The sequence below is a fragment of the Cupriavidus sp. DL-D2 genome, assembly GCF_039710735.1.
Lineage (GTDB): Bacteria > Pseudomonadota > Gammaproteobacteria > Burkholderiales > Burkholderiaceae > Cupriavidus.
Map to the genome: position 1 here is coordinate 174475 of NZ_JBDKXK010000002.1, position 23588 is coordinate 198062.

23 protein-coding genes are annotated in these 23588 nt (G+C 62.9%); 16 read left to right on the forward strand and 7 right to left on the reverse strand.

Annotated features, from left to right (window positions below; all coding sequences use genetic code 11):
* Positions 1-26 precede the first annotated feature (26 nt).
* The 6 genes from ABDB81_RS01850 to ABDB81_RS01875 form a co-directional block, all read right to left on the reverse strand.
* On the reverse strand, positions 27-1229 hold the full coding sequence (locus tag ABDB81_RS01850; RefSeq protein ID WP_137923156.1) for a DUF2863 family protein: 1203 nt from the start codon (positions 1227-1229) through the stop codon (positions 27-29).
* An 85-nt stretch (positions 1230-1314) separates the two neighbouring features.
* Positions 1315-1458: a hypothetical protein gene (locus ABDB81_RS01855; RefSeq protein ID WP_171020303.1), complete on the reverse strand. Its 144-nt coding sequence runs from the start codon at positions 1456-1458 to the stop codon at positions 1315-1317.
* Between the two features lie 184 nt (positions 1459-1642).
* Positions 1643-4348, reverse strand: coding sequence for an aconitate hydratase AcnA (acnA, locus tag ABDB81_RS01860; RefSeq protein ID WP_346809538.1), 2706 nt, complete (start codon positions 4346-4348; stop codon positions 1643-1645).
* A gap of 253 nt (positions 4349-4601) precedes the next feature.
* The gene (locus ABDB81_RS01865) at positions 4602-5156 is read right to left on the reverse strand and encodes a hypothetical protein (RefSeq protein ID WP_160472742.1); all 555 of its coding nucleotides are present in this window, start codon (positions 5154-5156) and stop codon (positions 4602-4604) included.
* Between the two features lie 228 nt (positions 5157-5384).
* A complete protein-coding gene (locus tag ABDB81_RS01870; protein WP_160472741.1) occupies positions 5385-6365 on the reverse strand; it encodes a CoA ester lyase in 981 nt (326 codons plus the stop codon).
* 139 nt (positions 6366-6504) lie between these two features.
* Positions 6505-7488: a malate dehydrogenase gene (locus tag ABDB81_RS01875; RefSeq protein WP_137923152.1), complete on the reverse strand. Its 984-nt coding sequence runs from the start codon at positions 7486-7488 to the stop codon at positions 6505-6507.
* Positions 7489-7908: 420 nt separating this feature from the next.
* Between ABDB81_RS01875 and ABDB81_RS01880 the strand changes: the two genes are divergently transcribed.
* On the forward strand, positions 7909-8778 hold the full coding sequence (locus ABDB81_RS01880) for a GntR family transcriptional regulator (RefSeq protein WP_137923151.1): 870 nt from the start codon (positions 7909-7911) through the stop codon (positions 8776-8778).
* Here ABDB81_RS01880 and ABDB81_RS01885 read toward each other — a convergent pair.
* Positions 8760-9143, reverse strand: a complete 384-nt coding sequence (locus ABDB81_RS01885; protein ID WP_137923150.1) for a hypothetical protein — start codon at positions 9141-9143, stop codon at positions 8760-8762. The genes ABDB81_RS01880 and ABDB81_RS01885 overlap by 19 nt on opposite strands.
* 17 nt (positions 9144-9160) lie before the next feature.
* Between ABDB81_RS01885 and sdhC the strand changes: the two genes are divergently transcribed.
* The 15 genes from sdhC to leuB all read left to right on the forward strand — a co-directional run bounded on the left by sdhC (position 9161) and on the right by leuB (position 23465).
* Complete coding sequence (gene sdhC / locus ABDB81_RS01890; RefSeq protein WP_137923149.1) at positions 9161-9571, forward strand: succinate dehydrogenase, cytochrome b556 subunit; 411 nt, start codon at positions 9161-9163, stop codon at positions 9569-9571.
* 11 nt (positions 9572-9582) lie between these two features.
* Positions 9583-9948, forward strand: coding sequence for a succinate dehydrogenase, hydrophobic membrane anchor protein (gene sdhD, locus ABDB81_RS01895; RefSeq protein WP_124683765.1), 366 nt, complete (start codon positions 9583-9585; stop codon positions 9946-9948).
* A 3-nt stretch (positions 9949-9951) separates the two neighbouring features.
* Entirely contained in the window at positions 9952-11730 is a 1779-nt protein-coding gene (gene sdhA / locus ABDB81_RS01900) for a succinate dehydrogenase flavoprotein subunit (protein ID WP_137923148.1), read from the forward strand.
* 34 nt (positions 11731-11764) lie between these two features.
* Complete coding sequence (locus tag ABDB81_RS01905; protein ID WP_137923147.1) at positions 11765-12466, forward strand: succinate dehydrogenase iron-sulfur subunit; 702 nt, start codon at positions 11765-11767, stop codon at positions 12464-12466.
* A gap of 146 nt (positions 12467-12612) precedes the next feature.
* Positions 12613-12900 (forward strand): succinate dehydrogenase assembly factor 2, encoded by a 288-nt coding sequence (locus ABDB81_RS01910; RefSeq protein ID WP_171020309.1) that lies wholly within the window; start codon positions 12613-12615, stop codon positions 12898-12900.
* Between the two features lie 42 nt (positions 12901-12942).
* Entirely contained in the window at positions 12943-14244 is a 1302-nt protein-coding gene (gltA, locus tag ABDB81_RS01915) for a citrate synthase (RefSeq protein ID WP_137923145.1), read from the forward strand.
* Between the two features lie 530 nt (positions 14245-14774).
* Positions 14775-15902 (forward strand): branched-chain amino acid ABC transporter substrate-binding protein, encoded by a 1128-nt coding sequence (locus ABDB81_RS01920; RefSeq protein WP_137923144.1) that lies wholly within the window; start codon positions 14775-14777, stop codon positions 15900-15902.
* Positions 15903-16040: 138 nt separating this feature from the next.
* Positions 16041-16967 (forward strand): high-affinity branched-chain amino acid ABC transporter permease LivH, encoded by a 927-nt coding sequence (gene livH / locus ABDB81_RS01925; RefSeq protein ID WP_137923143.1) that lies wholly within the window; start codon positions 16041-16043, stop codon positions 16965-16967.
* Between the two features lie 9 nt (positions 16968-16976).
* A complete protein-coding gene (locus ABDB81_RS01930; RefSeq protein WP_137923142.1) occupies positions 16977-18230 on the forward strand; it encodes a high-affinity branched-chain amino acid ABC transporter permease LivM in 1254 nt (417 codons plus the stop codon).
* A complete protein-coding gene (gene livG, locus ABDB81_RS01935) occupies positions 18227-18994 on the forward strand; it encodes a high-affinity branched-chain amino acid ABC transporter ATP-binding protein LivG (RefSeq protein ID WP_346809543.1) in 768 nt (255 codons plus the stop codon). The genes ABDB81_RS01930 and livG overlap by 4 nt, the downstream gene beginning before the upstream one ends.
* Positions 18994-19695 carry an ABC transporter ATP-binding protein gene (locus ABDB81_RS01940; RefSeq protein ID WP_137923140.1) on the forward strand — a complete coding sequence of 234 codons (702 nt, stop codon included), beginning with the start codon at positions 18994-18996 and terminating at the stop codon, positions 19693-19695. Before livG ends, ABDB81_RS01940 begins: the two co-directional genes overlap by 1 nt.
* 399 nt (positions 19696-20094) lie before the next feature.
* Complete coding sequence (gene leuC, locus ABDB81_RS01945; protein WP_160472737.1) at positions 20095-21504, forward strand: 3-isopropylmalate dehydratase large subunit; 1410 nt, start codon at positions 20095-20097, stop codon at positions 21502-21504.
* A 66-nt stretch (positions 21505-21570) separates the two neighbouring features.
* Entirely contained in the window at positions 21571-21702 is a 132-nt protein-coding gene (locus ABDB81_RS01950) for an entericidin A/B family lipoprotein (protein ID WP_130389614.1), read from the forward strand.
* 10 nt (positions 21703-21712) lie between these two features.
* Entirely contained in the window at positions 21713-22363 is a 651-nt protein-coding gene (leuD, locus tag ABDB81_RS01955) for a 3-isopropylmalate dehydratase small subunit (protein WP_160472736.1), read from the forward strand.
* A gap of 34 nt (positions 22364-22397) precedes the next feature.
* Positions 22398-23465, forward strand: coding sequence for a 3-isopropylmalate dehydrogenase (leuB, locus tag ABDB81_RS01960; protein WP_137923137.1), 1068 nt, complete (start codon positions 22398-22400; stop codon positions 23463-23465).
* Positions 23466-23588: the final 123 nt, after the last annotated feature.

Genomic DNA, 23588 nt, shown 5'->3' on the forward strand with positions numbered 1-23588 from the left:
GAGCAAAACAAAGAGGCGAGCGTGCCTCAATGAAACAGCGGCTGCTGCGTCGGCGCGTCTTCCGGCAACTCGGCATGCACAATCTCGCCCGAGCGGTCTGCGTAGAGCGGCGTACCGCAATCCTCGCAATACTCGGGATCGAACAGCGCGGCGTGGCGGAAGATGTCTTCCACACCCGCGTTGCGCAGTTCCTCGCAGATCTGCTCGACGGGGTTACCCTTTTCCTCGGCATCGACCTCGCCGGACTCGCGGCCATAGACTGGCCAGACGATGCCGTAGATCACATCCTTCTCGCCGCGCATGGTGAAACCGACGCGGTATTCCTCGACCACTTCCTCGCCGAAACCTGCCACCACGGCGGAAAGCTGGCCAGCCGGAACGTCGAGCGTGCCGCAGAGGTAGTTCACTGCGGCGCGCACCGTCAGCGGACGGATGCTCTTGTCCGATTCGCGGCACGACAGGAAGAAGGCATCGGGCAGCAGCAGTTCGAATTCGCAGCCCGGCAGCAGCACGGCCACGGTGGGCTGTACCTGCTGGCGCCATTGTTCAAGGCAGACCGAGCGCTCCGCGTGATGTTCCTTGGCATCTTCCTGCCAGCGGAACAGCGCGCCTTCATGCGGCGCCACCACCACGGCCAGCAGGTAACGCGGATCGGCCAGGATCGGTGCCGTTTCGGGCAGGTCCTTCAGATCGACCTTGGGTACGACGCCGGCCATGGCCGCCGAGGCCAGCTTGTGCGTGAGCGCAAACGTGTCGCTATGGCTGCGCGGCAGTTGGTCGATGCTGTAGAGATAGGGGGACAGCGCCACCTGCGTGTCCTTGGCCAGGACGTGCGCCTGCAGGTGAACAGCCAGCGTCTGCGCCAGTTCGGGCTTCAATGCACCCGAAGGAATGGCGTAGCGCGTGTGAGCCAGGATCGGCGCGGCGATCAGCAGGGCATCGTGCTTGACGCCATCGATCTCGACCGTGGCGGATTCCGCCAGCGTCTCGGCCTGTTCGGCAAGCACGTCGGACGCATCGGCGTTGTGCTTGAACAGGTGTTCGAGAGCCGCGTCGAGCGCGGTCTGGCTGCCGTTTTTCAGCAGGCGGTGAAGCCGCTGCGACAGCCGCCGCTCCCAGTACCCATCCTCCATGCGGCTACCCGATGCATCCAGGGCGAGCGCGTCGGCCACGAGCCGCTCGGCATCGGGCGAGAGTCGGGAAGAAGACTTGGGGCGAAAACCTGCCATAGGTGAAGACGTCCGTTTTTACGTAAAACGGTATTCTACTCGCTGCGTTGACAGGCGCAGTGCTGGCGAACCCTTGCCTTGTGGATTACTTCTGTGCAGCCGGGGCGGCCGGGGCGTGGGATTCAGTGGTGTGCGATTCGCCCGCCATCGATACCTCGCCGCCGCCCTTGGTGAGCAGGTACAGGCATGCGCCAGCTACAACGATGAAAGCGATCAGGATCTTGACCATGATTTGTCTCCAAACTGTGATTCTGTAGGTATAGGTAACGCTGCAAAGCGTGGAGACGAGTCTGGCAGGGCAGGCTTGCGCAGAACTTACGGGGGAGGGTGGGGATTACCCGGAAGGGTTTTGTGAGGGTGCTGCGGGTTTGCTCCCCTCTCCCGCACGCGGGAGAGGGGAGAACAACCAAACATCAAGCCACCAGCAACTGCCGCAGCACAAACGGCAGAATCCCGCCGTGGTTGTAGTAGTCGACCTCGATCGGCGTATCGATGCGCAGCAGCACCGGCACGCGCTGCGTGTCGCCATTGTTGCGGTGGATCACGAGCACCACGTCCTGCTGGGGCTTCAGTTCGCCCTCGATACCTTCCACGTCGAAGGTTTCGTTGCCGATGATGCCAAGCGACTGCACGCTGTCGCTGCCCTTGAACTGCAGCGGCAACACGCCCATGCCCACGAGGTTCGAGCGGTGAATACGTTCGAAGCTGCGCGCGATCACGGCCTTCACGCCGAGCAGTTGCGTGCCCTTGGCTGCCCAGTCACGCGACGAACCCGTGCCGTACTCCTCGCCGCCGAACACCACAGTCGCCGTGCCTTCGGCCACGTACTTCATCGCGGCATCGTAGATCGACATCTGATCGCCCGTGGGCTGGTGCAGCGTGATGCCGCCTTCCACGCGCGAGCCATCGGCCTTCGGCGGGATCATCAGGTTCTTGATCCGCACGTTGGCAAACGTGCCGCGCATCATGACCTCGTGGTTGCCGCGGCGCGAACCATAGCTGTTGAAGTCAGCCTTGAGCACGCCATGATCCAGCAGGTATTTGCCTGCGGGCGAGGTGTCCTTGATCGAACCGGCCGGCGAGATGTGGTCGGTCGTGACCGAATCGCCAAACACGCCAAGTGCACGCGCGCCACGTACCGTCACGGCCTCGTTGCTGGGCTCGATCGTGAAGTCCTGGAAGAACGGCGGCTCGGCGATGTAGGTCGAGGTCGGCCAATCGTAGACCTGGCCCTTCGTCCCCTTGATATTCGCCCACAGCTTGCTCGGTTTCTTGACCTGTTCGTAGTTGCCCTTGAACACCTGCGCGTCGAGCGCGAACTTGAGCAGTGCCTGGATTTCTTCGGAAGTCGGCCAGATGTCGCCGAGCCAGATGTCCTTGCCGCCACGGCCCTTGCCAACCGGTTCGGTCATCAGGTCGCGCGTGACATTGCCGGCGATGGCGTAGGCCACGACCAGCGGCGGCGAAGCCAGGAAGTTGGCGCGAATGTTCGGGTGGATGCGGGCCTCGAAGTTGCGATTGCCCGAGAGCACGGCGGCAGCCACGATGTCGTTGTCGACGATGGATTCGTTCAGCGCCGGCGTCAGGTCACCGGCATTGCCGATGCACGTCGTGCAGCCATAGGCGGTCACGCCGAAGCCGAGCTTCTCGAGGTAGGGCAGCAGGCCCGTGGCCGTCAGGTACTCGGTCACCACGCGGCTGCCCGGGGCCAGCGACGTCTTGATATGCGGCGCCACGTTCAGGCCGGCTTCCACGGCCTTCTTCGCCAGCAGGCCGGCGGCCAGCAGCACGCTCGGGTTCGATGTGTTCGTGCACGACGTGATGGCGGCGATCAGGATGTCGCCGTTATGCACCTTCACGCCGTCGGCGTTGACGTATTCCTTGTTCAGATCGGCCGGGTCCTTGTTGAAGCCGTTCTCGGCCACCGGCTTGCTGAACAGCGACGCAAACGTGCTCTTCACGTGTCCGATCTCGATACGGTCCTGCGGACGCTTCGGACCCGCCAGAGACGGCGCCACGGTGCCCAGGTCCAGCGTCAGCGTCGTGGAGTAGTCGATGTCGCCTGCCTTCGGCACGCCAAACATCTGCTGCGCGCGGAAGTAACCTTCGAATGCAGCGATTTCCTCGTCGGTACGACCCGTGCCGCGGAAGTAGTCGATGGTCTTCTCGTCCACCGGGAAGAAGCCCATCGTCGCGCCGTATTCCGGTGCCATGTTGCCGATGGTGGCGCGGTCCGGCGTGGTCAGGCTGGCCGTGCCTTCGCCGAAGAACTCGACGAACTTGCCCACGACCTTCTCGCGGCGCAGCATCTCGGTGATTGTCAGCACGAGGTCGGTGGCGGTCACGCCCTCGCGCAGGCGGCCCTTCAGTTCCACACCCACCACATCGGGCGTCAGGAAATAGACCGGTTGGCCCAGCATGCCGGCTTCTGCCTCGATGCCGCCTACACCCCAGCCCACCACACCGATACCGTTGATCATCGTGGTGTGCGAATCGGTGCCGACGAGCGTGTCCGGATAGTAGACGCCATCCCGGTTATGCACGCCACGCGCCAGATATTCGAGGTTCACCTGGTGAACGATGCCGAAGCCCGGCTGCACCACGCCGAACGTGTCGAACGCCTGCATGCCCCACTTCATGAACTGGTAGCGCTCGTTGTTGCGCTGGAATTCCAGCTGCATGTTCAGGTCGAGCGCCTTCTTCTCGCGGAAATGGTCGATCTGCACCGAGTGGTCCACCACGAGATCCACCGGCACGAGCGGCTCGATCTTCTTGGGGTTCTTGCCCATCTTCTCGGCCACGTTGCGCATGGCGGCCAGGTCGGCCAGCAGCGGCACGCCGGTGAAGTCCTGCAGCACCACGCGTGCCACGACAAACGGAATCTCGTCGACGCGCTCGGCATTGGGCTTCCAGCTGGCAAGCTGGCGGATATGTTCCTCGGTGACTTTCTTGCCGTCGCAATTGCGCAGCACCGACTCCAGGACCAGACGAATCGATACAGGCAGGCGCTCGATCTTGATGCCCAGGGCCTTTCCGAGCTGTGGCAGCGAGTAGTACTGGCCGGAGCCGCCCGTGGCGAGCTTGAATTCTTTGAGAGTGTTATTGAGATTGTGGGGCATTACCTGACTCCAATCGAGGGATGACGCGGGAGATGCTCTTATTCTTCAGACCCCGGTACGCGATAGGGTTCCGCCGCAAACCTCGCGGCGCGCCAGACCGACCTGAAACGCGCACCGTACAGCAACGTGATGACTGCCGTGTGTGAGGGCAATCGTGCAAGGCAATTCGATGCTGGCGATCTTCTGACGGCCAGCATCGAATTGCCGCGTGCGGCCGGCAAACCGTCGCACGCGGACAAGGCAAGATGAGACTTTACTGCTTCGGCGCGGCTTGTGCAGCAGGGGCCGGCTCGGCAGGGGCCGGTTGGGCGGCGGGCGCCATCAGCAGTGGCGTGGACACCGGGGCGCGCAGTGCGCCGGCCTGGGTCGGGGCAGAGCCGCCTGCGAGCATGTCGGCGCTCTGGCATTCGTCGGCCAGGCGCTGGCCCAGGTTCTTGTTGAACAGCATGGCCTTGCTCGGGATCACGACCAGGTCCAGGCCCGATTGCGCATCGTAGTAGCGGTCAGCGCCGGTCACGGTGGACTGGCGCGGCAGACGGTAGTCCTTGCCCGACCAGTGCACGGTCAGCACCTCATCGCGCAGCATGTTGCCGTTGATGTAGATGACATTGCCCAGTTCGCACTGCCACTTTTCGCCCGAAGGCACGACGGCCGGCGCGGCGGCGGCAGCCTTGGTGGACTTGGAGCTCTTCTTGGCGGGTGCCTTCTTGGTGGCAGCCGGCTTCTTGGCGGGTTCCTGGGCCAGCGCGGCGCCAGCGGAGGACAGGGTCAAAGCGCCAATGCAGGCCGCCAGCACGAGTTTGTTCATTTGTGATTCCTTCCGGATTACGTGGATAGTCAAAAAGGTGGGGGCTTCGTTGTGTCGAACAGTCCGGGGCGCTTGCCATGACATGGCGCTCCGGCAACTTTCCGCCGCTATTCTCTACGATTTGTCCAAAGCGGCGAAGTCAGTCCGATATTCGTTACATAATCAGGCGCAACCGGTTTGCCATCGGCCACTTGGCGACAAAAATGAGCAGTTTTCGCTTGATTGCGGCTAGTCAAAGAAAAGATCGGTGGCAGGAGCCGGGATCGCCGTGCCGGTGGCATGTGCACGCTGCAGCAGCGACCAGTAGTAGCGATAGCTGGCCCGGTCGTGCAGCTGGCCGTCGTGGCGGATCGGCGCCCAGTTGTTCTCATGCGCCGCCAGCAGGATCTGCGTCGCCGTGCCGATTTCGGTATCGCTGGGCCGAAAGGCCGTCACGATGGGCTCGATCTGGCCCGGATGGATGCTCCACTTGCGCAGGTAGCCGAACTCCGCGCGTGCGCGACTCGCGTCGTGACCGGCCTGGTCCGGGTTCTGCACATCGGTACTGACATTGTGCGACGGCACCTTGCCATGACGATGGCAGGCCGCCGAGATCTCCAACATCGCGCGCCGGACGAGCGGATGCTCGAACTGGCCGGGCGAGCGCATCGCGTCGGCCGGAATGGCGCCGTGGTGGGCCGACACGAAATCCATCAGCCCGAAGCTGAGGCATTCCACCTGCACCAGCGAGGCAATTTCGAAGACCTGCTCAAGTGCAGAATGGGTTTCTATCAGCACGTGAACAGGAATGTGGCGCGCAATGCCGGCGGCGCGCGCCACGTGGTTCACATGGTCGGTCATGCGGGCGACCTCGACCACATCGGTCACTTTCGGCAGCACCACATAGGCCAGCCGCGCCCCGGCGGCGGAAACCAGCACGTCCACGTCGTCGCGCCAGCTCGGATGCGCGGGGTCGTGAATGCGCACGCCCACGCGGTTGTGGGCGTTGTCCGCGCTGTTGACCAGTTGCGCGCAGAGCTCGGCGTGTTGACGCTCAAGGCCAACGGCGGCGCCGTCCTCGCAATCGAAGGTGATGTCGAACACGGGCCCGAGCGACTGCTGCAGGGCCAGCGATTTGCGCATGAGCTTCTCGCTGCCCGCGTAGTGGTCGCAGACCGGCAGCTGGACGGGAATGGCTTCTCCCTGGAACAGGACCTCGGATGGATGCACGTTGGTTTGCGTAAGACGTATGAAGCAGGGGGTTAATGAGAAGACAAGGCGAGCGCCCAAAGAAAAACCGGGGTCCGCGCCGATTCTGCAATCGATGCGGACCCCGGTTTCATGAGCGGGTAGCTCCTGGTACTAGAGATCAGCCCAGCAGGTGTTGCACGCCGGCACGCTCTTCTTCCAGTTCCTTCAGCGTGATGTTGATCTTTTCCTGGCTGTAGGCGTCGATCTCGAGACCTTGCACGATTTCGTACTTGCCGTTGGCCGTAGTCACCGGGTAGCCGAACATGACGTCCTTCGGAATGCCGTATTCGCCGTTCGACGGGATGCCCATCGTGACGACCTTGCCGTTCGAGCCCAGGACCCAGTCACGCACGTGGTCGATGGCGGCGTTGGCAGCCGAAGCGGCCGACGACAGGCCACGTGCCTCGATGATGGCGGCGCCGCGCTTGCCGACGGTCGGCAGGAACACGTCGTTGTTCCAGACCTGGTCGTTGATCAGGTCCTTGACGCTCTTGCCGTCGACGGTGGCGTAGCGGTAGTCGGCGTACATCGTCGGGCTGTGATTGCCCCAGACGAACAGCTTCTCGACCGACGACACCGGCTTGCCGGTCTTGGCGGCGATCTGCGACAGCGCACGGTTGTGGTCCAGGCGCAGCATGGCCGTGAAGTTCTCGCGCTTCAGGCTCGGCGCGGACTTCATGGCGATGTAGGCGTTGGTGTTGGCCGGGTTGCCCACGACCAGTACCTTGACGTCGCGGCTTGCCACTTCGTCCAGGGCCTTGCCCTGCACCGTGAAGATCTGGGCGTTGGCTTCGAGCAGGTCCTTGCGTTCCATGCCCTTGCTACGCGGACGGGCACCCACCAGCAGGGCAACGTCGGCGTCCTTGAAGGCAACCTTGGGGTCGTCGGTGATGACCACGCCAGCCAGCAGCGGGAACGCGCAGTCTTCCAGTTCCATCACCACGCCCTTGACGGCGGTCTGGGCTTGCGGGAGGTCGAGCAGTTGGAGGATGACCGGCTGGTCTTTGCCGAGCATGTCGCCGTTGGCGATGCGGAACAGCAGGGAATAGCCGATCTGGCCAGCGGCGCCGGTGACTGCGACGCGCATTGGGGCTTTAGCCATGAGTAAGTCTCCAAACGAAAAGAGGGGGTAACCGTTCGATGGCGGCTGGCCGTCCAGGGGTTGGAGCAGGCCGGCGCGTCACCGGGTGCTGGTCTCGTGTCGCCACGGGGCAGGCGGGCATCCGCCGGCAGCCCGCAATACAAGGCCCGGGGGCCGCAACGAGGAGCGCGCGGGCCATGGGCATGCGTCGAGGGCGACAAGGCGTAAGTCTACTACTGCTATGTGGTGCGCCGCATCCGCTAAGTGCTCGGGCCTTGGGGCGGGACAGCCCCATGCGGGAGCCTGGGCGAGGGCGGCGGCACGGACTGCGCGAGTTTAGGGTGCGCCCCGATTGATGTCAATTCATATGTCTTATATAAGACATAAGACATTTCATAGCGTGCTGGACGCGATTCCGGAATTTGTGGTTGAATCCGGGCTATGTCATCCCTGCCTACGTCCCCGTCCGCCACGGCTGCCAACGGTTCGCCGGAATCGGTCGCCCCCCGGAGCGCCGGGACGCAGCCGTCCGCTACGCCGCAGGGCGCCAGTCCGGCGCCTGCAACGCCCGCCGCCGCGCCTGCCTCCGTCCCATCCCCCACGTTCAGTCCGCTGTACCAGCAGATCAAGGCTTTGATCATGCAGAGCCTGCAGACGGGCGAATGGAAGCCGGGTGAGATGATTCCGAGCGAAATGGACCTGGCCGCCCGCTACAAGGTTAGCCAGGGTACGGTGCGCAAGGCCATCGACGAACTGGCTGCCGACAATCTTGTGGCGCGGCGCCAGGGCAAAGGCACCTTTGTGACCACCCACCATGAGGACGTGGTCAAGTTCCGCTTCCTGCGGCTGGTGCCCGACGAGGGCGAACCCCATTACGGCGCCAGCCGCGTGCTCGAATGCAAGCGCCTGCGCGCACCGGCCGAGATCGCGCGACTGCTCGATATCCGCACCGGTGACAGCGTGGTGCAGATCCGTCGCGTGCTGAATTTCTCGAACGAAGCCACGGTGCTGGACGAAATCTGGCTGCTTGGCGCCAACTTCAAGGGCCTGACGGCCGAGAAGCTCAACGAGTGGAAGGGCCCGATGTACGCGCTCTTCGAAGCCGAGTTCGGCACCCGGATGATCCGCGCAACAGAAAAGATTCGCGCAGTTGCTGCCGATAACACGGCGGCGGAGTTGCTTTCCGTGGAGCCCGGTACGCCGTTGTTGTCGGTGGAGCGGGTCTCATTTACATATGGCGACCGCCCGGTGGAAGTCCGTCGTGGTCTTTATGTCACGACCCGGCACTATTATCAAAACGACTTGAGCTGATGCGCGATGGCGATGGAAGGACTGTCCTGGAAGCCGATTATTGCGGCATGCGCATGGGGCCGTCCGCCAGCATTGTCGCGCGTGGCAGGAATCGTCCGATATATCGCGTCCGGAGTGGTGCGCGCATTGTCGCGTGCGATTGTCGCGCACGCCGCGTTGGTGCGTGATAGTCGAAAATTATTGGTGCGCTGCGCAACAAAGGCGCTAAAATCACGCCGATTTGCTCCTGCATTCATTTGCATCCAGCGCCCCCACACGTTCGATGCAGGGTTAGACGCAATCCGGTGCATCCACGGTAACCGCTGTGGCAAGCCGATGCAATGGGGAGTAATGGCAGTGTCGTTCTTTTGCAGTTTTCTTTTCACAGCAAATGGGGTCTCGCATGGCTGAAGCCGCCAAACAAGCCAGGCCGGAGTTCCGGAATATCGGTATCGCGCAAATCTCGCGCTACCGGTTGCCCTGGGCCGGCAAGGTATCCATCCTGCATCGCGTCAGCGGTGCCTTGATGTTCCTCCTCCTTCCGTTCGTTCTGTATCTCTTCGAGCAGAGCGTCACCTCCGAACTGAGCTACGCGAAGTTCTCGGCCCTGCTGTCCAACGGCTTCGTCAAGCTGGTGATCCTGGCCCTGATCTGGGGCTATCTGCATCACTTCTGCGCCGGTATCCGTTTCCTGCTGCTCGACGTGCACGTCGGCGTGACCAAGCCCGCCTCCGCCACCTCGGCCAAGATCGTGCTGGTCGTAAGCCTGCTGCTCACCGTGGTGTTCGGGCTCAAGCTGTTTGGCCTGTTCTGAGGAGAGTGAAGGTGGCAAACAATAATATCGGTCCCAAGCGTCTTGTCGTCGGTGCGCACTACGGTCTCAAGGACTGGCTCGCGCAACGCGTTACCGCAGTCATCATGGTGGTGTTCACCGTGGTGCTCGCCGGGGTGTATCTCGCCTTCGGCAATCCTTCGTACGAAGGCTGGTCGGGTCTCTTCGCCAACCAATGGATGAAGCTCCTGACGTTCCTGACGGTTCTGTCCCTGCTGTTCCACGCGTGGATCGGCATTCGCGACATCTGGATGGACTACGTGAAGCCGATGGCCGTGCGCCTCGTGCTGCAAGTTCTTACGATTCTGTGGCTCGTTGGTTGTGCGGGCTACGCTGCTCAGATTCTCTGGAGGGTGTAATAAATGGTCGCAGTCAAGACTGGATTGCCGCGTCGCAAATTTGACGTGGTCATCGTCGGGGCGGGCGGCGCCGGGATGCGCGCATCCCTCCAGCTCGCGGAAGCCGGCCTGAACGTGGCCGTGCTGTCGAAGGTTTTCCCGACCCGCTCGCACACCGTTGCGGCGCAGGGCGGTATCGGTGCCTCGCTCGGCAACATGAGCGAGGACAACTGGCACTATCACTTCTACGACACCATCAAGGGTTCCGATTGGCTGGGTGACCAGGACGCCATCGAATTCATGTGCCGTGAAGCCCCGAAGGTCGTGTACGAGCTCGAACACTTCGGCATGCCGTTCGACCGCAACGCCGACGGCACGATCTACCAGCGCCCGTTCGGTGGTCACACCGCCAACTACGGTGAAAAGCCCGTGCAGCGTGCCTGCGCTGCGGCTGACCGTACCGGCCACGCACTGCTGCACACGCTGTACCAGCGCAACGTCCGCGCCAAGACCCACTTCTTCGTGGAGTGGATGGCGCTGGACCTGATCCGCGACGAAGAAGGCGACGTGCTGGGCGTGACCGCACTGGAAATGGAAACCGGGGAAGTCTATATCCTCGAAGCCAAGACCACGCTGTTCGCCACGGGCGGTGCCGGCCGTATCTATGCCGCGTCCACCAACGCCTTCATCAACACCGGTGACGGGCTGGGCATGGCAGCGCGCGCAGGCGTGCCGCTGGAAGACATGGAGTTCTGGCAGTTCCACCCGACCGGCGTGGCCGGCGCGGGCGTGCTGATCACGGAAGGCGTGCGCGGCGAAGGCGGCATCCTGCGTAACAAGGATGGCGAGCGCTTCATGGAGCGCTATGCCCCGACGCTGAAGGATCTGGCGCCGCGTGACTTCGTGTCGCGCTCGATGGACCAGGAAATCAAGGAAGGCCGCGGTTGTGGCCCGAACGGCGACTACGTGCTGCTCGACCTGACTCACGTCGGTGCCGAGACCATCATGAAGCGCCTGCCGTCGATCCGCGAAATCGGCATGAAGTTTGCCAACGTGGACGCCATCAAGGAACCGATCCCGGTCGTGCCGACCATCCACTACCAGATGGGTGGCATTCCGACGAACTTCCACGGTCAGGTCGTGGTGCCGAAGAACGGCAACCCGAACGAAGTGGTCAACGGTTTCTACGCCATCGGCGAATGCTCCTGCGTGTCGGTGCACGGCGCCAACCGCCTGGGTACGAACTCGCTGCTGGACCTCGTGGTGTTCGGCCGTGCCGCCGGCAACCACATCGTCGCCAACGCGTCGAAGCAGAAGGAACACAAGCCGCTGCCGGCAGACGCCGCCGACCGCGCCATGGCGCGCCTGGCCAAGCTGCAGGGCACGACCTCGGGTGAGTACACCCAGGACGTGGCCAACGACATCCGCCGCAACATGCAGTCGCATGCTGGCGTGTTCCGTACGCAGAAGCTGATGGACGAAGGCGTCGAGCGCATTCTGGAAGTGGCAGAGCGTGCCGACAACATCCACCTGAAGGACAAGTCCAAGGTCTTCAACACCGCACTGGTGGAAGCCCTGGAAGTGGCCAACCTGGTGGAAGTGGCCAAGGCCACGATGATCTCGGCCGCTGCCCGCAAGGAATCGCGCGGTGCGCACGCGCACAGCGACTTCCCGAATCGCGACGACGACAACTGGCTGAAGCACTCGCTGTTCTACAGCGAAGGCAACCGCCTCGACTACAAGCCGGTGAAGATGCAACCGCTGACGGTGGAATCGGTTCCGCCCAAGGCCCGTACGTTCTAAACGGCGCATCGTAGAGAAAACAGGACCCACAGAAATGAAGCGTATTTTCGAAGTCTACCGCTACGATCCGGACAAGGACGCCGCACCCCGCATGCAGACCTACGAGGTGGAACTCGACGGTCACGAGCGCATGCTGCTGGACGCACTGGTCAAGCTGAAGAAGCTCGACGAGACGATCTCGTTCCGTCGTTCGTGCCGCGAAGGCGTGTGCGGCTCGGACGCGATGAACATCAACGGCAAGAACGGCCTGGCCTGCCTGACGAACATGCGCGAGCTGCCGGACCGCATCGTGCTGCGTCCGCTGCCCGGCCTGCCGGTGGTGCGCGACCTGATCGTCGACATGACGAACTTCTTCAAGCAGTACAACTCGATCAAGCCGTTCCTGATCAACGACGAGCCGCCGCCCGAGAAGGAGCGTCTGCAGTCGCCGCAAGAGCGTGACGAGCTGGACGGCCTGTACGAGTGCATTCTTTGCGCAAGCTGCTCCACGTCGTGCCCGTCGTTCTGGTGGAATCCGGACAAGTTCGTCGGCCCCGCCGGCCTGCTGCAAGCCTACCGCTTCATCGCCGACAGCCGCGACCAGGCTACCGGCGAGCGTCTGGACAACCTGAACGACCCGTACCGCCTGTTCCGCTGCCACAGCATCATGAACTGCGTCGACGTGTGCCCGAAGGGTCTCAATCCGACGAAGGCGATTGGCAAGATCAAGGAATTGATGGTTCGCCGCGCTGTTTAATCGGCGGGTATAAACTGCCTGATGCGTCCGAGTCTTACGCGGCGCATCAGGCAGTCTGCAACGGATCGAAGTTGATTTAGCAGTTGATGTAAGCGACGTGTCAGCCCGGTGCAGTATCCAGTCGGGTGGCCGCCGTTCAAAGAAGGCTGACCATGAGTCAATCCACCACATTCTCCCATCAGGCTGATCCGCACAAGCGTGCCCGGCTTCGCTGGCGCGCCCGCCGCGGCCTCCTGGAGAACGACATCATCGTCGAACGTTTCTTCAATCGTTACGAGGAGAGCCTGTCTGATGAAGACGTGGCTTCGCTGGGTGAGCTGTTCGAGCTCAGCGACAACGATTTGATGGACCTGCTGCTGGTCCGCAAGGAACTGGACGGTGAGCTCGATACGCCCCCGATGCAACGGGTACTCAGCCTGCTGCGTTCGGTCTGAGTTTGGTCAACAACATTATTCACAGTATTTGAAGGAATCGACATGACGCCGTCCGATGTGAAAGCCACGCTATCGTTTTCCGATGGTTCCCCCAGCGTTGAGCTGCCGATCTACCAGGGTACCGTTGGCCCGGACGTGATCGACATTCGCAAGCTGTACGGACAGACCGGCAAGTTCACCTATGACCCGGGGTTCATGTCGACTGCTTCGTGCAACTCCAAGATCACCTACATCGACGGTGACAAGGGTGAACTGCTGTATCGCGGTTACCCGATCGAGCAACTGGCGCAGAAGTGCGACCACCTCGAGACCTGCTACCTGCTGCTGAAGGGTGAACTGCCCAACGCCAAGCAGAAGGAAGAATTCGTTGGCTCGGTGATGAACCACACGATGGTTCACGAGCAACTGCAATTCTTCATGCGCGGTTTCCGCCGCGACGCCCACCCGATGGCTGTCCTGACGGGCCTGGTGGGTGCCATGAGCGCGTTCTACCACGACGCCATGGATATCGACGATCCGCACCAGCGCGAGATCTCGGCCATTCGCCTGATCGCCAAGATGCCGACCCTGGTCGCCATGGCGTACAAGTACAACATCGGCCAGCCGTACATCTACCCGCAGAACGACCTGTCCTACTCGGGCAACTTCATGCGCATGATGTTTGGTACGCCGTGCGCACCGTACACCGTGAACCCGGTGCTGGAGCGCGCACTGGATCGCATCTTCATCCTGCACGCCGACCACGAGCAGAATGCATCGACCTCGACCGTCCGCCTGGCCGGTTCGTCGGGCACGAACCCGTTCGCAGCCATCGCCGCCGGCGTGGCCTGCCTGTGGGGTCCGGCCCACGGCGGCGCGAACGAAGCCGCGTTGAAGATGCTGGAAGAAATCGGCAGCGTCGATCACATCAACGAGTTCATCAAGCAGGTGAAGGACAAGAACTCGGGCGTGCGCCTGATGGGCTTCGGTCACCGCGTGTACAAGAACTACGATCCGCGCGCCAAGCTCATGCGCGAAACCTGCCATGAAGTGCTGAACGAACTGGGCCTGCACAACGACCCGCTGTTCAAGCTCGCCATGGAACTGGAAAAGATCGCGCTGGAAGACGAATACTTCGTCAGCCGCAAGCTGTACCCGAACGTGGACTTCTACTCGGGTATCGTGCAGCGCGCACTGGGCATCCCGACCTCGCTGTTCACCTGCATCTTCGCCCTGGCGCGTACGCCGGGCTGGATCTCGCAGTGGGAAGAGATGATCACCGATCCGGAATACAAGATCGGCCGCCCGCGCCAGTTGTTCAACGGCTCCGCCGCTCGCGACGTGCCGGACATGGCCAAGCGCTGATCCGTCTGCTGTGCCGCTGTAGAGAAGACGCCCTGGGAAACCGGGGCGTTTTTTTTGCGAGCAACCCTGCACGCACTAGTGTTGTGAAACGGCTTTTCCACGACGCTTCCTGCTCATGTGCGGTTGCAACAAGCTGCATAAGTTGTCAGATTTCCGCCAAATATGGATAACTTCGCTCTGTCGGGTTGCAACTTTCGCCCTATAATGCCCGCTGCTTTGCCGACCGGCAGCCGGGCCACCCTTCCGGCATGTCGGGTTCGGAAAAGCGGGGCAGGCGAAGCGCTTGCGCAATAGAGAACGCATCAACGTTGTCTTTCCGAACTTACGGCGTACGCCGCTTCCCTGAGGGAAATGCGCGCGCGCCGGCACATGCCGGGCCCCGCATCGCTTTACGTCGTCACCGCTGGCCCGACTTCCGCTTTGGGCCGTCTGCCGTTCGCCGTCTGCCATATTCCCGCGGGTGCTGTTCGATTGCGCCGGTCATGCCGACTCTGCCCGGAATGACCCATACATAAATCGAGGAGCTCCTGATGACGTTTTCCCGTCTCTCGTCCACTGCCATGGCCGCCGTGCTCGCCACTGCCGGCCTCGCTGCCTTCACTTCGGCCAACGCCGAAACCGTCAAGATCGCCATCGCCGGCCCCATGAGCGGCTCCGTCGCGCAGTACGGCGACATGGTCAAGGCCGGTGCGCTGACCGCCATCGAGCAGATCAATGCTGCTGGCGGCGCCAATGGCAACAAGCTCGAAGCTGTGCTGCTGGACGATGCCTGCGAACCGAAGCAAGCCGTGGCCGTCGCCAACAAGGTCGTCAGCCAGGGCATCCACTACGTGATTGGTCACGTGTGCTCGGGTTCGACGATTCCGGCATCGGACATCTACGAGAACGAAGGTATCGTGATGGTTACGCCGTCGGCCACCGCGCCGCAGCTGACCGAGACGAAGAAGCGCAACTTCATCTTCCGCACGATTGGCCGTGATGACCAGCAAGGTCCGGCGGCTGCCCAGTACATCATCAACAAGGTCAAGCCGAAGAAGGTTGCCGTGCTGCACGACAAGCAGTCGTACGGCCAGGGCATTGCCAGCTCGGTGAAGAAGGACCTGGAAGCGGCCAAGATTCCCGTAGCCGTGTTCGAAGGCATCAACGCCGGCGATTCCGACTATTCGGCCGTGATCACCAAGCTGAAGTCGCAAGGCGTGGACTTCGTCTACTTCGGCGGCTATCACCCGGAAATGGGCCTGCTGCTGCGCCAGGCGCGCGAGCAGGGCGTGAAGGCCACGTTCATGGGTCCGGAAGGCGTGGGCAACAAGGACGTGACGGCCATCGCCGGTCCGGCTTCGGAAGGCATGCTCGTGACGCTGCCGGCCGACTTCTCGGCCGATCCGGCCAACGCGGCGCTGGTGAAGGCTTTCGCGGACAAGAAGCGTGATGCCAACGGCCCGTTCCAGATGCCTGCCTACGCGGCCGTGAAGATCATCGGCGACGCTATCGCCGGCGCCAAGAGCACGGACCCGACGAAGGTGGCCGCTTACATGCACAAGAACGCGTTCACCACGCCGATCGGCAAGGTCGAGTACGACGCCAAGGGCGACCTGAAGTCGTTCAAGTTTGTCGTCTACACGTGGCACAAGGACGCCACCAAGACTGCCGCCAACTAAACCCGGCGCCATCCTGGCGAAACGCCCCGCGGCCAACCGGCTCGCGGGGCGTTTTGGTATCGGTTCGATGTCGGTAATGCGCCACATAAGGGCGAGCGGCATCGCGCATCGGACTTCCCGATCCACAAGGTCCCCCGCATGAACGAATTCCTTCCACAATTCACCCAGCAGCTGGTCAATGGCCTGACGCTGGGTGCGATCTATGCGCTGATCGCCATCGGCTACACGATGGTCTACGGCATCATCGGCATGATCAACTTTGCCCACGGCGAGATCTACATGATCGGCGCCTACGTGGGTCTCGTGACGCTGACCGCCATTGGCGCGCAAGCTGGCTATCCGCTGCCGCTCGTGTTGGGCGCGGCGTTGATCGTCTCCGTGGCCGTGACAGGCTGCTACGGCTATGCCGTGGAGCGCGTGGCCTATCGACCCCTGCGTGGCGGTCCGCGGCTGGTGCCGCTGATCTCGGCCATCGGGATGTCGATTTTTCTCCAGAACTATGTCCAGATCGGGCAGGGCGCACGTGACGTGTCCGTGCCGCTGCTGATCTCGGGTGCCATCGAATTCCAGATGGGCAGTGACTTCACGGTGACCGTGCCGTACTCGCGCCTGCTGATCGTGGGCGTGACGCTGGTGCTGATGATTGCGCTGACGCTGTTCATCGGGCATTCGCGCATGGGTCGCGCGTGCCGTGCCTGCGCGGAAGACATGCGCATGGCCAACCTGCTTGGCATCGATACGAATCGCGTGATCTCGTTCACGTTCGTGCTCGGCGCGATGCTGGCCGCCGTGGGCGGCGTGCTGATCGGACTGACCATCGGCAAGCTCAATCCGTTCATCGGCTTCATCGCCGGCATCAAGGCATTCACGGCCGCGGTGCTGGGCGGCATCGGCAGCATTCCGGGCGCGATGCTCGGTGGCGTGCTGCTGGGCCTGGCCGAGACATTCGCCGCCGGCTACATGCCGGCCGAGTACAAGGACGTGGTGGCCTTCGGCCTGCTGATTTTGGTGCTGCTGTTCCGTCCCACCGGGCTGCTTGGCAAGCCTGATGTGGAAAAGGTGTAAGGGGGCCCCATGACGCAATCGATTTCGCAAACGCAGCCAGGCGCCAACCTGAAGAACGCGGTGACGGCCGCCGTGATGACGGCCATCCTGACGATCCCGGTCCTGGGCCTGCAACTCAAGCTCGACGGCTACAAGGTCGTGCTCGAACCGCACTGGCGCCCGGTCTGGATCGCCGTGGCACTCGTCTTCCTGTTCCAGTTGTTCAAGCCGATGCTGACGCGCGCGCGCAGCGCGGTGAAGTTGCCGACGGTGCCCGCCATGGGCGCGAAACAGCAGCGCGTGGCGGTGTGGGTGCTGCTGGCCGTGGGCCTGGTGTTCCCGTTCTTCGGTACGCGTGGCGCCGTGGACGTGGCCACGCTGGCGCTGATCTACGTGATCCTTGGCCTGGGCCTGAATATCGTGGTCGGCTATGCCGGCCTGCTCGACCTGGGCTACGTCGGTTTCTATGCGGTAGGCGGCTATACCTACGCACTGCTGAACCAGTATTTCGGCCTGACTTTCTGGGAATGCCTGCCGCTGTCGGCTGGCTTCGCGGCGCTGTTCGGCTTCGTGCTCGGCTTCCCGGTGCTGCGGCTGCGCGGTGACTACCTCGCCATCGTGACGCTGGGCTTCGGGGAAATCATTCGCCTGCTGCTCAACAACCTGACTAGCCTGACCGGTGGTCCGGATGGCGTGTCGGGCATTCCGAAGCCGACCGTGTTTGGTATCGAGATGGCGCGCAGTGCAAGCGTGGAAGGTGCAAAGACCTTCCACGACCTGATCGGCATCCCGTACACCGGCCAGCACATGGTGATCTTCCTGTACCTGCTGGCGCTGCTGCTGGTGGGTTTCACGCTGTTCGTGACGAGCCGCCTGATCCGCATGCCGATGGGGCGTGCGTGGGAAGCGCTGCGCGAGGACGAGATCGCCTGCCGCTCGCTGGGGCTGAACCCCACGCGCATCAAGCTCTCGGCGTTCACCCTGGGCGCTTCGTTCGCCGGCCTGGCCGGTGCATTCTTCGCGGCGCGCCAGGGCCTGGTCAATCCGGAGTCGTTCACGTTCATCGAATCGGCGCTGATCCTGGCCGTGGTGGTGCTGGGTGGCATGGGCTCGCAACTGGGCGTGATCCTCGCGGCCATCCTGCTGACGATCCTGCCCGAAGTGGCGCGTGATTTTGCCGAGTACCGCATGCTGATTTTCGGCCTGGTGATGGTGCTGATGATGATGTGGCGTCCGCAGGGCCTGCTGCCCGCGAGCCGTCCCCACGTGGAGTTGCCGCGATGAGCGCTGAAATGCTGAAAGTATCCGGCCTGCAGATGCGCTTCGGCGGCCTGCTGGCCGTCGACGGCATCGAGTTCGATGTGCGTCGCGACGAGGTCTTTGCCATCATCGGCCCGAACGGCGCCGGCAAGACCACCGTGTTCAATTGCGTGGGCGGCTTCTACAAGCCTACGGCTGGCGAGGTGATGCTCGACGGCCATTCGATCGCACGCCAGCCCAGCCACGTGGTGGCGCGCCATGGTCTGGTCCGCACGTTCCAGAACATCCGCCTGTTCCGTCAGCTGACCGTCGTGGAGAACCTGATGGTCGCGCAGCATCGGCAGGTGAAGGCCGGACTGCTGCACGGCCTGCTGGCCACCCCGGCCTATCGCCGCGCCGAGCGCGAGGCGCTGGGTCGTGCGGCTGAATGGCTCGAACGGATGGGACTGACGAGCGTGGCCAACCGGGAGGCGGGCACGCTGTCGTATGGCCACCAGCGCCGGCTGGAAATCGCGCGCTGCATGATCACCAAGCCGCGCCTGCTGATGCTCGACGAACCCGCGGCGGGTCTGAATCCGCAGGAAAAGATCGAACTGCAGCAACTGATCGACAGCCTGCGTCGCGAGTTCAACATCTCGGTGCTGCTGATCGAGCACGACATGAGCCTGGTAATGGGTGTGTCAGACCGCATCCTGGTGATGGAGCACGGCAAGCCCATCATGATCGGCAAGCCCGACGAAGTGCGCAACGACCCGCGCGTGATCAAAGCCTATCTGGGAGAGGACTGATGCTGAAGCTGGAAAACGTCCACACCCACTATGGTGCCGTGGAGGCGCTGTCGGGCGTGTCGATCGAAGTGAATCAGGGCGAGATTGTCACGCTGATCGGCAGCAACGGCGCGGGCAAGACCACGCTGATGATGACCGTGTGCGGCACGCCGCGCGCTTCGTCCGGCCGCGTGCTGTTCGAAGGACAGGACATCACGGCGCGGAACACGCACGAGATCATGCGCATGGGCATGGCCATCTCGCCGGAAGGCCGCCGCGTCTTCCCGAGCCTGACCGTGCTGGAGAACCTCAAGATGGGCGGTTTCTTCTCCAGCCGCCAGGAGATCGAGGCAGGCATCGAGCACGTGTTCAAGCTGTTCCCGAGACTGAACCAGCGCGCCAGCCAGCGCGCCGGGACGATGAGCGGTGGCGAGCAGCAGATGCTGGCGATTGGCCGCGCGCTGATGAGCAAGCCGCGCCTGCTACTGCTGGACGAGCCCACGCTCGGCCTGGCCCCGCTGATCATCGCGCAGATCTTCGACATCATCCGCACCATCCGCGAGGAAGGCGTGACCGTGTTCCTGGTGGAGCAGAACGCCAACAAGGCGCTACAGGTGGCCGATCGTGGATATGTGCTGGAGACCGGCAAGGTGGTGCTGGCCGATACGGGCGCGAACCTGCTGGCGAATGACCGGATTCGGGCGGCCTATCTGGGCGGTTGAGTTTTACTCCCCTCTCCCACTGGGAGAGGGGCAGGGGGAGAGGGCTAGCGGTTCTGCTTGCCGACTGATCGCAGTTTGAGCCTCTGGCCCTCTCCCCCGACCCCTCTCCCGCCCTGCGGGAGAGGGGAGCAAGACCCGGCATCAGTAACCCCCTTCGCCATCCACGAAATCCCCCTTTCGCCAATGACCGCCGCCCGGGTGGTCTGGCCGGCCCGTCGGCGGCTGGCGCACATGGCATAATCGCTTGCGATGTCAAGCAATTACCGGTCCCGTCGGAAAAGCAGCAAAATAGCTGCCGGACCCGAGACGGCGCGACGGCATCCGGATAACAAATTCCCCTGCAAACCAACGCGCGGACACGGCTGGCTCCTGTGAGTCGGACGTTCTGCCCCCCGCATCATGGCCAAGACGCTTTACGACAAACTTTGGGATGACCACACCGTCCACGTCGAGGAAGACGGCACCACGCTGCTCTACATCGACCGCCACCTGCTGCACGAAGTCACGAGCCCGCAGGCGTTCGAGGGACTGAAGATGGCGGAGCGTCCGGTATGGCGCATCAGCGCGAACCTGGCCGTGTCCGACCACAACGTGCCGACCACCGACCGCACGCATGGTATTGCCGATCCTATCTCGAAGCTGCAGGTCGATACGCTCGACACCAACTGCGACGCCTTTGGCATCACCCAGTTCAAGATGAACGATCACCGCCAGGGCATCGTGCACGTGATCGGGCCGGAGCAGGGCGCCACGCTGCCGGGCATGACCGTGGTCTGCGGCGATTCGCACACCAGCACGCACGGCGCGTTCGGCGCGCTGGCGCATGGCATCGGCACCTCCGAAGTGGAGCACGTGCTGGCTACCCAGACGCTGCTGGGCAAAAAAGCCAAGAACATGCTGATCAAGGTGGAAGGCAAGCTGCCGCGCGGCTGCACCGCCAAGGACATCGTGCTGGCCATCATCGGCAAGATCGGCACGGCCGGCGGCACGGGCTATACGATGGAATTTGCCGGCTCGGCCATCCGCGACCTGACGATGGAAGGCCGCATGACGGTCTGCAACATGGCGATCGAGGCCGGCGCGCGTGCGGGTCTGGTAGCTGTGGACGATGTCACGCTCGAATACGTGAAGAACCGTCCGTACGCGCCCACGGGCGTGGAGTGGGAGCAGGCCGTGGCCTACTGGCGCACGCTGCACACCGATGCCGGTGCCCACTTCGACAAGGTGGTGGAGCTGCGCGCCGAGGAGATTCAACCGCAGGTCACCTGGGGCACGTCACCCGAAATGGTGGTGAGCATCCAGGACCGCGTGCCCGATCCGGAGAAGGAAAAGGATCAGAACAAGCGCAACGCCATGGAGCGCGCGCTGGAGTACATGAACCTCCAGCCGAACGTGCCGATGGAATCGATCAGCATCGACAAGGTGTTCATCGGCTCCTGCACCAACAGCCGCATCGAGGACATGCGCGCCGCCGCGTGGGTGGTGCAGAAGCTGGGCCGCAAGGTAGCTGGCAACGTGAAGCTGGCCATGGTGGTGCCGGGTTCCGGGCTGGTCAAGGAACAGGCCGAGCGCGAAGGGCTGGACAAGGTCTTCAAGGCTGCCGGATTTGAATGGCGCGAGCCGGGCTGCTCGATGTGCCTGGCGATGAACGCGGACCGCCTGGAGCCGGGCGAGCGCTGTGCATCCACCTCGAACCGCAACTTCGAAGGCCGTCAGGGCGCCGGTGGCCGTACGCACCTGGTGAGCCCGGCCATGGCCGCCGCCGCTGCCATCGAAGGGCATTTCGTCGACATCCGCAAGCTCGGCTGAGGCTTCGGCCAACGCGGAGCAGGGTCAGGTTGTATCGTTCAACACATCTTTTCGAATAGAGAAAACATGAAAAAGATCGTGATCACGCTGCTGGCATGCCTGGGCATGCTGCAACTGGCTGGCTGCAATACCGTGGCCGGATTGGGCAAGGACACGCAGGCTGCCGGGCAGGCACTCGAGAACGCCGCCCGGAAGTAAGGAAATCATCATGGACAAGTTCACTGTACACAGCGGCATTGCAGCGCCGCTCGATCGTGAGAACGTCGATACCGACGCGATCATCCCGAAGCAGTTCCTGAAGTCGATCAAGCGCACGGGCTTCGGTCCGAACCTGTTTGACGAATGGCGGTACAAGGATGTGGGCCAGCCGGGCCAGGACAACAGCAACCGTCCGCTGAACCCGGACTTCGTGCTGAACCAGCCGCGCTACCAGGGCGCGTCGATCCTGCTGGCGCGCAACAACTTCGGCTGCGGCAGCTCGCGCGAGCACGCGCCGTGGGCGCTGACGCAATACGGCTTCCGCGCCGTGATCGCGCCGAGCTTCGCCGATATCTTCTTCAACAACTGCTACAAGAACGGCCTGCTGCCGGTGGCGCTGACCGAGCAACAGGTGGACCACCTGTTCAACGAGACCAACGCGTTCCCGGGCTACCAGTTGACGATCGATCTCGACAAGCAGGTCGTCACCACGCCGGGTGGCACCAGCTATCCGTTCGACATCGCTCCGTTCCGCAAGTACTGCATGCTGAATGGCTTCGACGATATCGCCCTGACGCTGCGCCACAACGACAAGATCAAGGCGTACGAAGCCGAACGCCTGACCAAGATGCCGTGGCTCGGCAACCGTCTGGTCGGCTGATCCAGCAACGCACAGGTAAAAAAGGAAACACGAGATGAAGATTGCAGTCCTGCCGGGCGATGGCATCGGCCCCGAGATCGTTGCCGAAGCTGTCAAGGTGCTCAATGCCCTCGACGAGAAGTTCGAGATGGAAACCGCGCCGGTGGGCGGCGCCGGCTACGAGGCCGAAGGCCATCCGCTGCCGGATAACACGCTGAAGCTGGCACAGGAGGCTGACGCCATCCTGTTCGGCGCCGTGGGCGACTGGAAGTACGACAGCCTGGAGCGCCCGCTGCGCCCGGAGCAGGCCATCCTGGGCCTGCGCAAGCACCTGCAGTTGTTCGCCAACTTCCGCCCGGCAATCTGCTATCCCGAGCTGACTGGCGCATCGAGCCTGAAGCCCGAACTCGTGGCCGGCCTCGACATCCTGATCGTGCGCGAACTGAACGGCGACATCTACTTCGGCCAGCCGCGCGGCGTGCGCGAAGCCCCGGACGGCTTGTTCAAGGGCGCCCGTGAAGGCTTCGACACGATGCGTTACAGCGAGCCTGAAATCCGCCGCATCGCCCACGTGGCCTTCCAGGCCGCCGCCAAGCGTGGCAAGAAGCTGTGCAGTGTGGACAAGGCCAACGTGCTTGAGACCTTCCAGTTCTGGAAGGACATCGTGATCGAGGTCAGCAAGGAGTATCCGGATGTCGAGCTGTCGCACATGTACGTGGATAACGCCGCGATGCAACTGGTGAAGGCGCCCAAGAGCTTCGACGTGATCGTCACGGGCAACATGTTCGGCGACATCCTGTCGGATGAAGCCGCCATGCTGACGGGTTCCATCGGCATGCTGCCGTCGGCCTCGCTGGATGCGAACAACAAGGGTCTGTACGAGCCGTCGCACGGCTCGGCACCGGACATCGCCGGCAAGGGCGTGGCCAATCCGCTGGCCACGATCCTGTCCGCCGCCATGATGCTACGCTACTCGCTGAATCGTGCCGAACAGGCCGACCGCATCGAGAATGCCGTCAAGAAGGTGCTGGCCCAGGGCTACCGCACCGGCGACATCCTGACGCCGGGCTGCAAGCAGGTGGGCACGAAGGAAATGGGCGAGGCAGTGCTGGCGGCGCTGTAAGCACCGCGGTTTCCTGCCCGTCGGTTTGCTCCCCTCTCCCGCATGCGGGAGAGGGGAGTAAGGTAGCGAAACGCTACAAAACGCCGCAATTCCGCCCGCGGCATCACCGCAAATTCGTGTAGA

Excerpts from the sequence above, each read along its gene's own strand:
- ABDB81_RS01850 (WP_137923156.1), bottom strand. The coding sequence starts at position 1,229 with ATGGCAGGTTTTCGCCCCAAGTCTTCTTCCCGACTCTCGCCCGATGCC.
- ABDB81_RS01855 (WP_171020303.1), bottom strand. The coding sequence starts at position 1,458 with ATGGTCAAGATCCTGATCGCTTTCATCGTTGTAGCTGGCGCATGCCTG.
- acnA (WP_346809538.1), bottom strand. The coding sequence starts at position 4,348 with ATGCCCCACAATCTCAATAACACTCTCAAAGAATTCAAGCTCGCCACG.
- ABDB81_RS01865 (WP_160472742.1), bottom strand. The coding sequence starts at position 5,156 with ATGAACAAACTCGTGCTGGCGGCCTGCATTGGCGCTTTGACCCTGTCC.
- ABDB81_RS01875 (WP_137923152.1), bottom strand. The coding sequence starts at position 7,488 with ATGGCTAAAGCCCCAATGCGCGTCGCAGTCACCGGCGCCGCTGGCCAG.
- ABDB81_RS01880 (WP_137923151.1), top strand. The coding sequence starts at position 7,909 with ATGTCATCCCTGCCTACGTCCCCGTCCGCCACGGCTGCCAACGGTTCG.
- sdhC (WP_137923149.1), top strand. The coding sequence starts at position 9,161 with ATGGCTGAAGCCGCCAAACAAGCCAGGCCGGAGTTCCGGAATATCGGT.
- sdhA (WP_137923148.1), top strand. The coding sequence starts at position 9,952 with ATGGTCGCAGTCAAGACTGGATTGCCGCGTCGCAAATTTGACGTGGTC.
- ABDB81_RS01905 (WP_137923147.1), top strand. The coding sequence starts at position 11,765 with ATGAAGCGTATTTTCGAAGTCTACCGCTACGATCCGGACAAGGACGCC.
- gltA (WP_137923145.1), top strand. The coding sequence starts at position 12,943 with ATGACGCCGTCCGATGTGAAAGCCACGCTATCGTTTTCCGATGGTTCC.
- ABDB81_RS01920 (WP_137923144.1), top strand. The coding sequence starts at position 14,775 with ATGACGTTTTCCCGTCTCTCGTCCACTGCCATGGCCGCCGTGCTCGCC.
- livH (WP_137923143.1), top strand. The coding sequence starts at position 16,041 with ATGAACGAATTCCTTCCACAATTCACCCAGCAGCTGGTCAATGGCCTG.
- ABDB81_RS01930 (WP_137923142.1), top strand. The coding sequence starts at position 16,977 with ATGACGCAATCGATTTCGCAAACGCAGCCAGGCGCCAACCTGAAGAAC.
- livG (WP_346809543.1), top strand. The coding sequence starts at position 18,227 with ATGAGCGCTGAAATGCTGAAAGTATCCGGCCTGCAGATGCGCTTCGGC.
- ABDB81_RS01940 (WP_137923140.1), top strand. The coding sequence starts at position 18,994 with ATGCTGAAGCTGGAAAACGTCCACACCCACTATGGTGCCGTGGAGGCG.
- leuC (WP_160472737.1), top strand. The coding sequence starts at position 20,095 with ATGGCCAAGACGCTTTACGACAAACTTTGGGATGACCACACCGTCCAC.
- ABDB81_RS01950 (WP_130389614.1), top strand. The coding sequence starts at position 21,571 with ATGAAAAAGATCGTGATCACGCTGCTGGCATGCCTGGGCATGCTGCAA.
- leuD (WP_160472736.1), top strand. The coding sequence starts at position 21,713 with ATGGACAAGTTCACTGTACACAGCGGCATTGCAGCGCCGCTCGATCGT.
- leuB (WP_137923137.1), top strand. The coding sequence starts at position 22,398 with ATGAAGATTGCAGTCCTGCCGGGCGATGGCATCGGCCCCGAGATCGTT.